The organism is Rhizobium sp. P1_E6 (assembly GCF_056405875.1).
The window spans coordinates 19,759-34,171 of record NZ_JBFUBG010000073.1; the positions used below are offsets into that span (position 1 = coordinate 19,759).

Genomic DNA, 14,413 nt, shown 5'->3' on the forward strand with positions numbered 1-14,413 from the left:
AACACGGGAAAAAAGCTGTCTCGCAGGTCGCTCTATCTCGCCGCCGCTACGTTCATGCGCGACCGCGACAAGCGTCTTCGAGCGCGTGCAGCCCAACTCGAAGAACTCGTACTCCCTTGGCATCAGCCTTTCTGAAAATGCCTATGATGCCCTCAACAGCGGCTTCCACCAAGAATTGATCAAAATGGTCCGGCAACTCAACGATTCGCCTAACCACAACAGCATTACTGCCACCCACCATCACAATTCCACTTCGCCAAGACTTTGATCGCCCAATACTACACTGATGGTATCACTTGGTGATGATCGCAATGCCGCGATCCTTGAAACCGATCTCGACCTCGGTTGCGGCTGCTAGCGGGTTTTCGACGGCGGGGTCAACCACAAAGAGCGTGCCGATCTTCGTCTTGACTTCATACTCCACATGGTCTCCGAGATAGGCCGAATGCGTGATTTGTCCGCCGAACGAACCGCCGTTCTTCGGCGCCAAAGTAATGGCGTTCGGACGAACCGCGAGCTGCGCCGGGCCGGGACGGACATTGCGGCCGGGAACCCGATGCACGAGCCCCTCAACGTCGATCGTGGCACTTTCGCCTTCGACGCCAACCACCTCGCAAGACAGCACGTTGGCCTCGCCCATGAAGTCGGCAATGAAGGCGGAACTCGGCTGATCATAGAGGTCGCGCGGCGCCCCCTGCTGGGCGACTTCCCCGTCCTTCATGACGATGATTTGGTCGGACACGGCGAGCGCCTCGTCTTGGTCGTGCGTCACATAGACAGCGGTAAAGCCGAGCCGCTGCTGCAACTCGCGGATTTCGGTCCTGACTCGGCGGCGAAGGCGCGCGTCGAGATTCGAAAGCGGCTCGTCGAGCAGCAACACCTGCGGCTCGAGCACCAGCGCACGGGCAACAGCGACACGTTGCTGCTGGCCACCCGAAAGTTCAGCGGGCAACCGCTGGCCCATGCCGCCCAGGCCGACGAGCGTCAGTCCTTCCTCGGCGCGGTCGCGTGCTTCCTTGCGTTTCAGGCCCGACGATTCGAGGCCATAGGCGACGTTATCGAGTGCCGTCATGTGCGGGAAGAGCGCGTAGGACTGGAAGACCATCGAGACGTCACGTTCATTTGCCGGCAGCATCGTCACGTCCTTGCCGCCGATCAGGATCCGGCCGGAGGTTGGATGTTCGAGGCCGGCCAGCATGCGCAGTGTCGTCGTCTTGCCGCAGCCCGAAGGGCCGAGAAGCGTCACCAGCGTGCCCGGCTCGATCGTCATCGACAGGTCAGGGATGGCGGTGAAGGCGCCGAAGGTCTTGCGGACGTTCTGGAAGACGACGGAACCGGCTTTGGTGCTGATCATGCGGTTTTCTCCTTGCCGAGCGGTGCGGAAGCGGTGGCGGTTGGCGCTGCGATTGCGATGCGGTTTTCACGCCGCAGCCGCCGCTCTCCGACGAGGAACTGGAAGCCCGTGATAACGGCGACCATGACGACGATCAGCGTCGAGGAATAGGCGATCGCCACGCCGTATTCGCCGTTCTCGACGAGGCCGACAATATAGGATGTCGCCATGTTGTATTGGGCGCTGACGAGGAAGACGACGGCGCTGATCGAGGTGATGGCGCGCACAAAGGAATAGACCAGCGCGGCGGTAATCGCCGGCCGCAGCAGCGGCAGGATGACCTTGCGGATCGTCCGGAAGCTGTCGGCGCGCAGTGTCAGCGAGGCCTCGTCGAGGCTCTTGTCGAGCTGGCTCATCGCCGCGACACCACCACGCACGCCGACCGGCATGTTGCGGAAGACGAAGCAGGCGATGAGGATGACGGCGGTGCCGGTCATTTCCAGCGGCGGCAGGTTGAAGGCCATGATGTAGCTTATGCCGATGACCGTTCCCGGGATCGCAAAACTCATCATCAGCGCGAATTCGAACAGATTGCGCCCCGCAAACTTCTGGCGAACTATGAGATAGGCCGTCAGCAGGCCGACAGCGGCCGTGAGCGGGGCGGAGATCAGTGCGATCTCCATCGTCGTCCAGAACGAATTCCAGGCGACCCCCGTCCACGCCAGGCCGCCATCATCACGGAAACCGATCGAGAACGCACGGATGTAGTGTTCTGTTGTGAGCGTGTTGTCGAGGCCCCAGGTCCGCACGAAACCACCGAACAGGATCATCGCATAGACGATGATGGTAAAGATCATCCAGGGGACGACGATCGCATGCACAGCAATCGAAAGGACGCGTGGCAGTGCGATATGCTGACCGGAATCGCCCTTGCCGGTGACGGTGGCGAAGTTCTTGCCGGACAGCCAGAAACGCTGCGCCAGGAAGGCTGAAAGCGTGAAGCAGAGCAGGATCATGGCGAGCACCGCGGCGCGCGACGGATCGTTTTGCGAGCCGACCACAGCGAAGAAGATTTCCGTCGACAGCACGCCATGGCTGCCGCCGAGTACCAGAGGATTGCCGAAATCAGCCATGCTTTCGATGAAACCGATCAGGAAGGCGTTGGCCAGGCCGGGTTTCATCAGTGGTAGCGAAACCCTCCAGAAGGTGCGCCAGCGGTCGGCGCGCAGCGTCTGCGACGCCTCTTCCATGGATGGACTGACGCCTTCGACGACGCCGATGAGAACGAGGAAGGAGATTGGTGTGAACGAGAGCACCTGGGCAATCCAGATGCCGGTCAGGCCATAGAGCCATCGACCGGGCTCCACGCCAAGCAGAGACGACACGAGCTGAGTGGCGACACCGGACCGGCCAAAGAGCAATGTGAGCGCCAGCCCGACGACGAAGGGCGGGGTGATGATCGGCAGGATTGTCAGGAGACGGAGGCCCTTCTTGAAGGGGAATCGTGTGCGCGTAGCGACCAGGGCAAAGCAGAGACCGAGCGTCGTCGAGCCGGCCGCCGTCATGATCGCCAGCCAGAGCGTGCGCCAGGCAACACCGCAGCGTTCTCCACCGACGATGCAGCCGAGACTCCAGACCGACGAATCCTGAATATTCGTCAGGAAGCCATCCGGATTGAAAGAACCGTCGAAATCCTGGAAAGCGCCGACGAACATGCTGCCGATCGGATAGAAGACGAAGACAGTGACGAGGAAGACCAGCATGGCGATCGCGCTGACGACGAACGCATCGCCCTTCATCACGCCACGTTCGGCCAAGCCAAAGGAAAAGATCAAGACGAAGACGAGGCCGACGACGACGGCGCCCGCGCCCATCGACGGCTGCCCGTCAGAAAGCGTCCCGAACAGCGTTTCGCTGATCGTCCAGTTCCAACCGGAAAAGCCGATAGCCAGCCCTTGCAGGGCCAGAAAGCCAAGACCGAGGCCACCCGCCCAGGCGAGCAACGCGCTGCGGCGATCAGGATCGCGAAGGAAGCGCGCGACGCCGCCAAGCAGAACGCAAAAGGCGGCGATCGCGAGCCACCATCGGCCATGAGAGACGATCTGCAGGATTCCAGGCGCCGTGGAGGGATCGTCCGGGAAATCAGATAGCCAGGCGAGGCCGAAGAAGCCGCCTTCGATCCGATACCACGGGAGCAGTATCAGGGCGGCGACAGCAAAGACGAGAGCGATATCCAGTCTGCGATTGTGGTTCTTCATCGGGTCGCTCCCGCTTGAGCAGCAACATACATCTGGCCGGCGGCTTCCGCAGCCGGCCATTGGATTTGGATGGAGGTCAGTTGGCGTTCGCGCCGATTTCCTTGTCCCAGCGCGACAGAAGCGCCTTGCGCTTGTCAGGATCGCCGTAGGTCTTGAAGTCGTAGTCGATCAGCTTGATATCCTCGAACTTTGGCGATTCCTTCGGGACGTCGGCCGATTTGTTCGACGGCAGCTGGAAGGACTTGGCGTCCTTCATATGCGACTGCACTTCGGCCGTCAGCGCCCAGTCATACCACTTTTTGGCGTTCTCAAGATTCTTGGCTCCCTTGATGATCGACATCGAGCCGATCTCGTAGCCGGTGCCTTCGCAAGGGGCGACCGACTTGACCGGGAAGCCCTCCACAGTCTGCGCGACGGCATCGTGCATGAAGACGATGCCGATCGTCGCTTCGCCGCGGGCGGCAGCCTTCACCGGCGCCGAGCCTGACTTGGTATATTGCGAGATATTGGCGTTGAGTTTTCCGAGGTAATCGAAAGCCTTGTCCTCGCCCATGATCTGCACGAGTGTTGCAAGGGCTGTGTAGGCGGTACCAGACGAATTCGGATTTGCGATCTGGATCTCGCCCTTGTAGGAAGCATCGAGGAGGTCGGCCCAGCACTTCGGTTCCTTCAGGCTCTTCTTGGCCAGCAGGTCGGTGTTATAGCCCCAGCCGAGAGCGCCGGCGTAAACGCCGACCGTACGATAATTGGCACTCTCGGCTTGCTTCTTTGCCCAGTCGTTTAGCTGGTCGAGCATCGGCGACTTGTATTCTTGCGTCAGGCCTTCGCTGGCGGCCTGCAGATGGGGGTCGCCGGTACCTGCCCACCAGATGTCCGTCTTCGGATTGCGCGCCTCGGCGCGGACCTTCGCATAGGTTTCTCCCGAAGACAGGCGAACCATATTGACCTTGATGTCCGTCTGCTTCTCGAAACTGTCCTTCATCATTTCGCAGATCACGACGTCGGCCGAACAAATCAGGTTGAGATCCCCAGCGGCATGCGCCGAGTAGGCAACAAAAGATACACCCGCGACAACTGCTGCCGCAATAACATTGGCTGAACGCATTCTATCCTCCTGGAATGATGTCGGCGCCTCCACGCCGTTCGCTTTTTGCAAGCGTGTGCAAAGCCTGCATGAGCACAAAGGCCCTGTCAATCATCTTTGTCATAAAAGTGTCATAAAGAACCGCGGGTCGTGTCTTGCACGCAATTGCAAATTTGTGCACAGTCTCGGCAAAGGGAGGTGCCGGTGGTCACTAAGGATTTTGTCAGCGCTCAGGAAGTCGCGGCGAAAGCGGGCGTTTCGCGCTCGGCGGTATCGCGTGCCTTCACCCCAGGGGCGAGCGTGTCGGCGGAGACGCGCAGGCGCGTAATGGATGCGGCCGAGGCGCTTGGCTATCACGTCAATCATCTTGCCCGGGGACTGATGACGAATGAGAGCGGAATCGTCTGCCTCATCGTGTCGGAGCTCGGAACGCCGTTTCGCTCATCTCTCATCAGGGCGATCACGCAGCAGCTTCAGATGAGCGGAAAGATCGCGATGCTGGTCAACACTGACCGTTCCGATGGAAGTGTGGACCGGGCGCTGCGGCAGGCGATTCACTACCGTGCCGATGCATCGATCATCCTGTCCGGACTGCCGGACAAATCGATTACGCAGCTCTGCCTCAAGAATGGTCAACGCCTGGTTCTCATCAACCGCGATGACGATCAGCCGGGGCCGTTACGCATCAATCTCGACGATCACGAGGCCGCCGGCCGCATTCTCACCGCCTTCATCCGCGCAGGCTGCCGCCAATTGGCATTCGCCAATTCCGAGGTCGGCACGCCGAGCCTGATGGCACGCGAGCGCGGTTTCGTTGCGGCAGCCGCCGCCCTTGGCATAGAGGTCGTGGTCGAGCGTCACGGCTCGACCGGCTATGAGGCGGGAAAGGTGGTCGCCCAGAGGCTGCTGACGCGTAAGGAACGGCCGGACGCGATTTTCTGCGCGAACGATCTGCTGGCCTGCGGCGTCATGGACGCCGCCCGCCATCAGTTCAAGATCTCTGTTCCCGACCAGCTTTGCATTGCGGGTTTCGACGATATCGAGCAGGCATCGTGGTCTTCCTATGATCTGACGACCTTCGCGCAGCCGGTTGAGACGGTGGCGCGCGAAGCTGTCGCGTACCTGGCGGCTCCTGCGTTGCCGCAGGATAACGGTGAGGTCAGATCCCTAAAACTTCATGCCGAGCTGGTGTGGCGCGGCTCGATCCGCGGCGGGTGACCGGTTGCGGCGTCAAACTTCGCGAATGAGCTGGAAAAGGCTTCATATCCTCCATCGGACCATACATGAAGAACGGCGATAAACGGCAGAAAAACAAGGACGCAGGTTTGCTGCAACAACTTGCGCTCGTTCCCGAGACCTTATTCAAGGGCGCCTTTCTGCAGCAGTATGGCGCGGTCTGCTTTCGTTATGTCGGAGACGAAGAGCAGATCGAGATCTTGCTGATCACCTCGCGCGAAAGTCGTCGATGGGTCATACCCAAGGGCTGGCCGATCAAAAAAAGGAAGCCCTTTCAAACAGCTGCCATCGAAGCCTTTGAGGAGGCGGGTGTCGAGGGGAGCGTGCGCAAAAAACCGATCGGCCGATATACCTATCTCAAGGAACTTGGACCTGACACAGTGTCGCCTTGCATCGTCGAATTGTTTCAGATCGAGGTCAAGGGCCTGACCGCTGACTTTAAAGAACGCGGCGAGCGGGTTCTCGCTTGGGTTTCTCCTGATGAAGCGGCGCGGCGCGTGCGTGAGCTGGAGCTCAAATCGCTCCTCGTATCCTTCAGGCCTCACCCGCCGCGAGCAAAGATAAAAATTAAGAGATGAGGGGTCCTTTTTCGGGTGCGGTTCGCATCTCAATCCTGTCTTTCATGAAGCGGACGCCGAGACCGTTAGAAAGCGGCTGAGCGCATGGGGCGCCACATGTCCTAACCTCAAAAACACGGAACGCCACCATTATGAATTTATCGTCAATCGAAAAAGCATCGGACCAGATTAGGGATCCAGATATCGTTACTGTTGGTTCGACCGAGGTTTATGCCAATCGCTGGATGACGGTCCGCGAGGACAAGATCCGGCGCCGCGACGGTTCGCCCGGCCTCTACGGCTTTGTCGACAAACCTGATTTCGTGATGATCCTGCCCTTCGACCATGGCATCGTTCACCTGGTTCAACAGTTCCGATATCCGATTAAGTCGCGTCAGTGGGAATTTCCGCAGGGGAGCTGGGAAGATAATCCGGATGCCGATCCCGAAGAGCTCGCCCGCGGCGAATTGCAGGAGGAGACCGGGTTGATCGCTTCCTCACTGGTCAGGATCGGCACCATCTATCCGCTCTATGGAACCGTAACCCAGAGATGCCATGTCTTCTTCGCGTCGGATCTGACGGCGGGAGACAACAAGCCTGAGCACGAAGAGCAGGATCTCATCCGGGCGACGGTTTCGGTCGACGAGCTGCAACGGATGATCCTTGATGGCGATCTCCAGGACGCAGGCACCATTGCCGCTTTTGGGCTTGCGCGATTACGCAAACTTCTGTGACAGCGCCGTCGCGATATGTGACGACAGGGCAGCTGTTGCAGGCAATCAACGAAGGCCATCAATTTGCTTGCGGACATCAGGGCGGGTATGAAACGAATTGTCCTATTCTCGGGCGGCAGCGCCTGTCGATCAATCAATGTCGCGCTATGTCGAAGCGGAGCCGACGTTATCCGCGTCGTGCCTGCCTGGGATAGCGGCGGTAGCTCGAAAGTCCTTCGTGAACGGCTTGCCATCCTCTCAGTGGGAGACATCCGCCAGGCCTTGATGACGATGGCACATGGAGAGGGCTGCGCCGGCGACGTGGTCAAGATCTGCAACGCCCGGCTTTCGGCCAATCTTGGCCTTGAGGATGCCCGCAAGGAATTTCTCTTCTATGCGGACGGCCGTCATCCGTTGCTTGAGAGAATGGAGCCTGGCCTGCGGGGAGCGATCCTGAACTATTTGAACACGTTCCACACTGCTGTCGGCCGCGATTTCGACTTCAGGCACGGGAGCGTCGGCAATTTCATTCTGACGGGCGCCTGTCTGGCGCATAATGGAGATGTCAACACCGCGATCTTCGTGTTCAGAAAGCTGTGCGGCATTCGCGGAAACGTGTGGCCGTCGTCCTGCGACAACAACCTGCTTCTCTCAGCAACGCTGAAGGACGGCCGCACGCTTGCGCCCCAGGACGTCATCACATCGATGGCGGACGAGGAGGCAAAGGTTGGAATCGCAGAGGTCGCACTGACCTGCGCCGATCAGCGCCTGGCGCTTGCCAATCCCGCTGTGCTCGACGCCATTGCCCACGCGGACCTGATCGCGTTCGGTCCGGGCAGCCTCTACACAAGTATCCTTCCGCATCTTCTGGTCGGTGGCCTCGCTTCGGCGGTCGAAAAGGCCAGCTGCCCAACGGTCTTTATCGGCAATATCCTGCAATGCCGGKAGACCATGGGGTTAACGCTCGAAGACGTTCTGTCGGCGACGGATCTGCACGGACGCAAAGGTGGCGCAACCTCGGATCTGTTCACCTTCGTCCTGGCAAACAGGATGCTGTTTCCGTTCGAAAAGACGGTCGGAAAATTTCCCTACCTACGAGAGGACCGCCAGGAGAGGAACGATCATCAGGTCATCAAGGGTGAATTCGAAGATGCCTGGAGCCGTGGCCAGCATGACGGCGACGCAACAGCTGCAGCCTTGCTGAAAATCGCTTCCGGAGGTGCTTGGAATGCATGAGATAGTGAACAGGATCGACGAGGTCAGGCGCTTGAAGGGTTTCCTGACCGTTGGCGAAACGCTGCAGCTTGCAGATCTCGGCGTCACCGTCATTGATCCGTTCTCGACCTTGATTTCCCGCCGCGCCAACCTGGCGTCTGGTGTCTTCGTCTGGCCCAATGTGACGTTGGAGGCAGGTCCTGAGGCGGCGGTCAGCATCGGCGCGTCGACCGTGCTTCACAGCGGCGTGCGGATCGCGGCTGGCGCCGGCTCGATTGCCATCGGTGCAAACGGTGATCTTGGCCAGGAGGGCGGCTTCACCTTTGTCACCAGTGCGCCAAGTGACACGATCCACATCGGAAACGACGCCCGGTTGAATGGCGGCGGCTCCATTGCCGGGAGCGCCAATCTTGGCGATGGAGCACAGGTTCTTGGCCCGATCCGCATCCAGAATTGCCAGCTTGGCGGCGGCGGCTCTTTTCGAGAACCTGATCCGGATAAACGAGGAGGAGTCCTCAAAGGCATCGGCATTGCCAGAAACATTGATGTCCCGACCGGTATGGTCATTCAAGCATTTGGGCTGTTTTCTGAAGCGCCCGTCCGGTGGCAGACCTATTTCCATACGAAAAAAGACGAGTGACCCTCCAAAGACTCAGACCCGGCGGGCATTCGCCGAGCGCGCTTGCAACTCCCGTGAAAATTCATCGGAGAGACCGAGTTTATATCCCATAATTACTGGACTTGACCCAATTGCACGCGCGTGCAATTGTGAGCGCGTGCAAAGCATCTGAGGGGAAATCACATGCGTCCAGTATCCGACGTTGCCTTGGCGGAAACGCGTGCGGACTATTGCCGCACTATCATCCGCGCTGCCGGGGATCTGGTTCTCAAGGGCTTTTATGCAGGAGCTGGACCAGGCCTGTCGATGAAGGGCCCACAAGACTATCTGACGGAGACCGACGCCGCTTCGGAGGCCCTGATCCGCGACGGTATCCTGGGTCGCTTTCCGGGTGACTGCTTCTTCGGCGAAGAAGGCGGCGGCGCTATCGGTGAGCGCGTTTGGGTCGTCGACCCCGTCGACGGCACGGCCAATTTCGCGCGCGGCATTCCCCATTTCTGCATTTCGATCGCTTACGTGGAGAAGGGGGTGACGCAGTTCGGCGCCATCTACAACCCCGCGCTCGACGAGCTTTATTTTGCTGAGCGCGGCCACGGCGCCCGTTTGAACGGAAAGACGATTAGGGTCGCTGCGACAAATCGTTACGATGCCACCACGATCGAAATGGGATGGTCGACCCGCGTTGCGAACGAGACCTATCTCGCCGTGGTGAAGGGGCTGCTTGATCTCGGGACCAATGTGCGACGGGCGGGTTCGGGTGCGCTGGCTTTGGCCTATGTGGCCGATGGCCGCTCCGACGGCTATGTCGAACTGCATATGAATTCCTGGGATTGCCTCGCAGGCCTTCTCCTCGTCAGCGAGGCGGGTGGCGATGTCTGCCCCTTCTTGGAGATCGGCAGCCTGGAAAACGGTGGCCCGGTCCTTGCGGTTGCCCCGGCGATAGCTGCCGGGATCAGCAAGATTGCAAAAATCCCGCTTGCTCTAGCCGGCAACCGGCCGGAGGCAACACATCCGGCAGGGTCTGCAGCGTCCGCAGGAACGTGAAGCATAGACGGTTCGCAACGGCCGGAGGCGCAAGCCCAGGAGGATTTGACATGGATGGACCTGTCTACGCACGCCCGACGATCAGTTTGATCGCGGAAGGCCTCGGACCCTTCGGGGCCGCTCTCTTCATTGGCGGCGGCGGCGGCGCAAGCAATATCGGCCTGCTGCGCCAGCACCAGATCACGACTGTGGTGAACTGTGCCGTCAATCTCGACATCAACTATGTAAAGGCGGATGAGGAAGCAGCCGACATAAGGCCATCAGGCTACGGCGATATCCGCTACTACAAGGTCGGTCTGATCGATGGAGAGGGCAGCCCCGATACGATGATGCTCGGCGCCTATTACATCCTCGACGGGGCTCTGCGCCAGACCATGCCGAAGCGGGAGACCTATCCCTTCCCTGACGGCGGCAACATCCTCGTCAATTGCCGCAGCGGCCGCAGCCGCTCCGTTTCGCTGGTTGCTCTTTTCCTTCACAAGCAGCAGCCGCATCGCTATCCGTCGATGGACGCCGCCCTTGCCGTCATTCGTGAGCGGCGCGAGTTGCATCCGGACGAGTGGTTCGAAACGCCGAAGCCGGCGCTCTATGACGCGGCCCGGCGTGCATCAGAATGGATCGACCTGATCGAAGCTCGAAAGCAGGGCAATTGATGTCGCCTCGTCCTTTCCCCGAAATTGCTGTTGTTGCGGACGCACATTTTCACGATATCGATGCCGATTTCAGCTTTTCCGGTCTCAGGATCGGCGGCCGGGCGCTGACCATGCGTAGCTGGTCGGACACACGCCAGTCGACGCGGGTTTTCAACGAAAGTGCCGGCGCACTCCACGCCGCGCTCGAGAAGGTGGAGAAGCGCGGCATCCGCCATGTCGTGCTGTTGGGCGATTATAGTGACGATGGCCAGCGGGCGACGACGGAAAAATTGGCAGATATCCTGCAGCGGCACAGCCGCGACCATGGCACAGCCTTTTATGCGCTGCCTGGAAATCATGACATCTTCGGCCTGCGTGGCCGCCATCACACCAAGGAATTCCTGACGGAGGCCGGTCGGCCCATCCTCGTCTCAAGCGATGCCGGGCTTGCCGGCAACGGTCCTGTCTTCAGCGATAGCATGTATTGCGAAGGATATCCGGAGGGACTTCGCCCGATGGCGAATTTCGGCTTCTTCCGGCGGCCGGAATACGTCCATTGGGAAAGCCCGTTCGGATCGTCCGATGCCGAGGAGGACAGGCTTTACGAGGTGTCGTCGCCGGACGGTCGCAATCGCTACCAGCTCATGGATGCCTCCTATCTCGTTGAACCGACGCCCGGTCTCTGGCTGTTGATGATCGATGCGAATGTCTTCGAGCCGCTTGATGGCGCCTTCACGCATGGGGAAGAGGCTGCCTTCACCGACAGCACCGCCGGCGGCTGGAACGCCATGCTGCGGCTCAAGCCCTTCATTCTCTCCTGGATCAGCGACGTCGCGCGCCGAGCACGTCGTCTCGGCAAGACCTTGCTTGCCTTTTCTCACTACCCTGCCCTTGATCCGTTCGATGGCGCTTGCGAGGCCGAGAAGGCTCTTTTCGGTGAAACCAATGTCGTGCGCCGCACGCCGCGGCACGAAGTCGAGGACGCCTTTTGCGCCGCCGGTGTGCACGTTCATTTCAGCGGTCACCTGCATGTCGAAGGCCTCACTAGGCGGGGTCACGACAAAGGTTCCTTCACCAATATTGCGGTGCCGTCCCTCGTCGCATTTCCTCCGGCCTTCAAGGTCATCAAGCCTTCGCATCATGACGTGGTGATCGATACGGTCGAATTGGCGGCCACGTCCGTCGATCATCGTCTTTTGGCAGGCTATCGGCTGGAAACCGCCGCATCCCACGAGCACGGCGAGGCGGCTCACGCCGCCGAAACCTATGGCGATTTTCTGCGGGCTCATAAACGGGCGCTTGTCGTCCACCGTTACCTTCCGAAGGAATGGCCAGGCGCGATCGCTGCATCGGTCTTGCCGATGAGTGTCGCACAGGCGATAGAATGCTTCCCCGGAAAGGGTGAAGGCTTGACGCCATCAAGCGTCGCCTTGGCCGAAAACCTCCCAATGATCGAGCTGATTGCAGATTGGTACTGCCTGCGGCAGGGCGCCCATCTGGCGATAGCGTATATCGAACCAGAACGGCTGGCGCTCTATCGGTTGCTGGCAGATCAATTCGGACTTGAGCCCGGCGCCCATGATGGATCGCTTGCACGGTTTCTCGGCATTTTCTTTGGAGCGCTCGGAGCGTTTCTCGATCGTGCCACAGAGGGCCGAAGCAGCGTTGTCGTCCGCCTTGAACGGGAGCTGCAGGATGAGCCGGCCTAGCGGCGAGATCGAATGGAAATGGCGTTGCATCGGCAGGACACCGGTCTGACGGCCCGATATGGATGAGGGCCGGGTGCGCGTCCGGTCATAGGCAGCAGGTGATGGTATGGAATCGACTATCGTCAGCATCAATCTGTTCGGCGCAGTTGCGCTACTTCTCTTCGGCCTCGCCCAGGTCAAGGATGGAATGACGCGCGCCTTCGGTACAAAACTCCGTGCGGGGCTCGCGAGAAGTACCAGAAGCGGTGCCCGGTCGATCTGCGCGGGCTTCGTTGCCACCATTGCTCTGCAAAGTTCAACGGCGACCGCCTTGATGGTCGCCTCCTTCGTCGAAAGAGACATGATCGTGCCAGCCATGGCGCAGATCGTGCTTCTCGGAGCAAATGTCGGGACGGCTGCGACCGCGTGGATTGTCGCTCTTGGCCTTGGCTGGATTTCGCCGCTGCTCATCCTTGTCGGGACGGTCCTGCTCCGCGGGAAGTCCATCGCGCTCCAGGGAGGGGGTACCGCTCTTGTCGGGGTCGGCCTGATGCTCTTGTCATTGCATCTGCTGTCGGGAGCGACCGATCCCATCCGTCAATCGCCGGCTCTCAGCCTCTTCATCACCATGCTTGGAAATGCATGGCCGGTGGCGTTGATCTTCTCGGCCGTTCTGGCGATTTTGGCATCGTCCAGCCTCGCGGTCGTCGTTCTTATCCTGTCGCTTGCCGCCGGTGGCGATATCGACACCGGGCTCGTAATCGTGCTCGTCCTTGGCGCCAACCTCGGAGGAGCAGTTCCCGCCGTCCTTGCCACCCTTCGGGCACCGACGAGCGCCAGCAGAGTCACGCTCGGGAACCTGATCGTGCGCGCAATCGGCGTGTGTATCGCCCTTCCTCTTGCAGGCTATGGCGCAGACCTTCTGGAATTATCGCCGCTGCCGCATCAGAATTTCGCCGTCGATGCCCATCTCGCCTTCAATCTTGTCGTCGCCCTTGTCGCCTGGCCATTGTCGCCCTTCATCCTGTCGCTGATGTCTCGTCTGCTCCCGGAGGCAAAGCAGGATCTTGAGGAGAGCAGCTACCTGGACAGCAATGATCTCGCTCGTCCGCTCTCCGCTCTTGCGGGCGCAAGCCGCGAGGTCATGGTCGTCGGCGATCTGGTCGCACGGATGCTGACGCAGGCAAGTGAGGCGATCAATCGCAACGACCCCTCGGTTCTTGCCAGCGTAACAATGCTGGAAGGCCGGGTCGATCGGATCCAACACGCGATCAAGGTCTATATTTCCAAGCTTGGTCATAACGGCTTGAGCGCAGAAGAACATCGCCGTTCGATGGACATCGTTGAATATGCCATCAATCTGGAGCATATCGGCGACATTATCGAAAAAGGCATTCTCCCGGAAATCGCCAAAAAGATCGATCGTGGCCTGCAATTCTCGCGCGACGGGCAGGAAKAAATCGCCGGCCTGTTTAACGTGACGCTGGAGAGCATCCGCATGGCGCAGACTGTCTTTGCGACACAAAACGCGATGCTGGCGCGCCGCTTGGTGGAGATCAAGGAGGATGTGCGCCGGCTCGAAAAGCAGTCGGCCGAACGGCACCTGCAGCGCCTGCGCGAGGAGCGGCCAGAAAGTATTCAGACGAGCTCGCTGCATCTCGATATTCTGCGCGACCTGAAGCGTATTCATGCCCATATCGCAGCCGTTGCCCATCCGATCCTCGATCAAAGCGGTCTTCTGATCGAAAGCCGGATCCGCCAGGCGAACTAACGCGCCGTCGTCCTCTCCACCATGGCAACCGACACGACCTGAATCCTTGTTTCGGCCTGGTCGCTGTCGAGCGCAGTCAGCACTTTTTCGGTCAGGTCCTCAAGCGGCTGGGCGACCGTGGTCAACTGGTAGCTCTTCCAGCCCGCCTGCGGAATGTCGTCGAAACCGACGATCGACAGATCCTCAGGCACGCGGCAGCCCATCTCCAGGCGGGCTGCGTCCAGAAAGCCGAGCGCCATGAGGTCGGTGACGCAGAATGCGCC

General features: G+C 59.9%; 13 protein-coding genes. 9 read left to right on the forward strand and 4 right to left on the reverse strand.

What is annotated here, in order from left to right; genetic code table 11:
- Nucleotides 1-292 precede the first annotated feature (292 nt).
- The 3 genes from AC1D35_RS26140 to AC1D35_RS26150 form a co-directional block, all read right to left on the reverse strand.
- Nucleotides 293-1,354 (reverse strand): ABC transporter ATP-binding protein, encoded by a 1,062-nt coding sequence (locus tag AC1D35_RS26140; RefSeq protein WP_113335525.1) that lies wholly within the window; start codon nt 1,352-1,354, stop codon nt 293-295.
- Nucleotides 1,351-3,591 (reverse strand): ABC transporter permease, encoded by a 2,241-nt coding sequence (locus tag AC1D35_RS26145; RefSeq protein ID WP_477940779.1) that lies wholly within the window; start codon nt 3,589-3,591, stop codon nt 1,351-1,353. Before AC1D35_RS26145 ends, AC1D35_RS26140 begins: the two co-directional genes overlap by 4 nt.
- 76 nt (nt 3,592-3,667) lie before the next feature.
- On the reverse strand, nt 3,668-4,696 hold the full coding sequence (locus AC1D35_RS26150) for an ABC transporter substrate-binding protein (protein ID WP_115039181.1): 1,029 nt from the start codon (nt 4,694-4,696) through the stop codon (nt 3,668-3,670).
- Nucleotides 4,697-4,879: 183 nt separating this feature from the next.
- Between AC1D35_RS26150 and AC1D35_RS26155 the strand changes: the two genes are divergently transcribed.
- From AC1D35_RS26155 to AC1D35_RS26195, 9 genes are all read left to right on the forward strand, one after another.
- A complete protein-coding gene (locus AC1D35_RS26155) occupies nt 4,880-5,893 on the forward strand; it encodes a LacI family DNA-binding transcriptional regulator (RefSeq protein ID WP_477940782.1) in 1,014 nt (337 codons plus the stop codon).
- Between the two features lie 65 nt (nt 5,894-5,958).
- On the forward strand, nt 5,959-6,489 hold the full coding sequence (locus AC1D35_RS26160; protein ID WP_477940784.1) for an NUDIX hydrolase: 531 nt from the start codon (nt 5,959-5,961) through the stop codon (nt 6,487-6,489).
- Between the two features lie 131 nt (nt 6,490-6,620).
- Nucleotides 6,621-7,202, forward strand: a complete 582-nt coding sequence (locus AC1D35_RS26165; protein WP_477940785.1) for an NUDIX domain-containing protein — start codon at nt 6,621-6,623, stop codon at nt 7,200-7,202.
- Nucleotides 7,203-7,289: 87 nt separating this feature from the next.
- A complete protein-coding gene (locus tag AC1D35_RS26170; protein ID WP_477940787.1) occupies nt 7,290-8,417 on the forward strand; it encodes a gluconeogenesis factor YvcK family protein in 1,128 nt (375 codons plus the stop codon).
- A gap of 31 nt (nt 8,418-8,448) precedes the next feature.
- Complete coding sequence (locus AC1D35_RS26175) at nt 8,449-9,036, forward strand: hypothetical protein (protein WP_477940789.1); 588 nt, start codon at nt 8,449-8,451, stop codon at nt 9,034-9,036.
- Between the two features lie 162 nt (nt 9,037-9,198).
- Complete coding sequence (locus tag AC1D35_RS26180; RefSeq protein WP_477940791.1) at nt 9,199-10,059, forward strand: inositol monophosphatase family protein; 861 nt, start codon at nt 9,199-9,201, stop codon at nt 10,057-10,059.
- A gap of 50 nt (nt 10,060-10,109) precedes the next feature.
- Entirely contained in the window at nt 10,110-10,712 is a 603-nt protein-coding gene (locus tag AC1D35_RS26185) for a dual specificity protein phosphatase family protein (RefSeq protein WP_477940793.1), read from the forward strand.
- Nucleotides 10,712-12,400 carry a metallophosphoesterase family protein gene (locus AC1D35_RS26190; RefSeq protein WP_477940795.1) on the forward strand — a complete coding sequence of 563 codons (1,689 nt, stop codon included), beginning with the start codon at nt 10,712-10,714 and terminating at the stop codon, nt 12,398-12,400. The genes AC1D35_RS26185 and AC1D35_RS26190 overlap by 1 nt, the downstream gene beginning before the upstream one ends.
- A 106-nt stretch (nt 12,401-12,506) precedes the next feature.
- A complete protein-coding gene (locus AC1D35_RS26195; protein WP_477940797.1) occupies nt 12,507-14,150 on the forward strand; it encodes a Na/Pi cotransporter family protein in 1,644 nt (547 codons plus the stop codon).
- Here AC1D35_RS26195 and AC1D35_RS26200 read toward each other — a convergent pair.
- The coding region (locus tag AC1D35_RS26200) for a substrate-binding domain-containing protein (protein ID WP_477940799.1) at nt 14,147-14,413 on the reverse strand (267 nt) is incomplete at its 5' end. The genes AC1D35_RS26195 and AC1D35_RS26200 overlap by 4 nt on opposite strands.

Bases quoted from the DNA above. Each gene is read 5' to 3' on its own strand.
- AC1D35_RS26160 (WP_477940784.1), top strand. From the start codon at position 5,959: ATGAAGAACGGCGATAAACGGCAGAAAAACAAGGACGCAGGTTTGCTG.
- AC1D35_RS26190 (WP_477940795.1), top strand. From the start codon at position 10,712: ATGTCGCCTCGTCCTTTCCCCGAAATTGCTGTTGTTGCGGACGCACAT.
- AC1D35_RS26150 (WP_115039181.1), bottom strand. From the start codon at position 4,696: ATGCGTTCAGCCAATGTTATTGCGGCAGCAGTTGTCGCGGGTGTATCT.
- AC1D35_RS26140 (WP_113335525.1), bottom strand. From the start codon at position 1,354: ATGATCAGCACCAAAGCCGGTTCCGTCGTCTTCCAGAACGTCCGCAAG.
- AC1D35_RS26145 (WP_477940779.1), bottom strand. From the start codon at position 3,591: ATGAAGAACCACAATCGCAGACTGGATATCGCTCTCGTCTTTGCTGTC.
- AC1D35_RS26185 (WP_477940793.1), top strand. From the start codon at position 10,110: ATGGATGGACCTGTCTACGCACGCCCGACGATCAGTTTGATCGCGGAA.
- AC1D35_RS26165 (WP_477940785.1), top strand. From the start codon at position 6,621: ATGAATTTATCGTCAATCGAAAAAGCATCGGACCAGATTAGGGATCCA.
- AC1D35_RS26180 (WP_477940791.1), top strand. From the start codon at position 9,199: ATGCGTCCAGTATCCGACGTTGCCTTGGCGGAAACGCGTGCGGACTAT.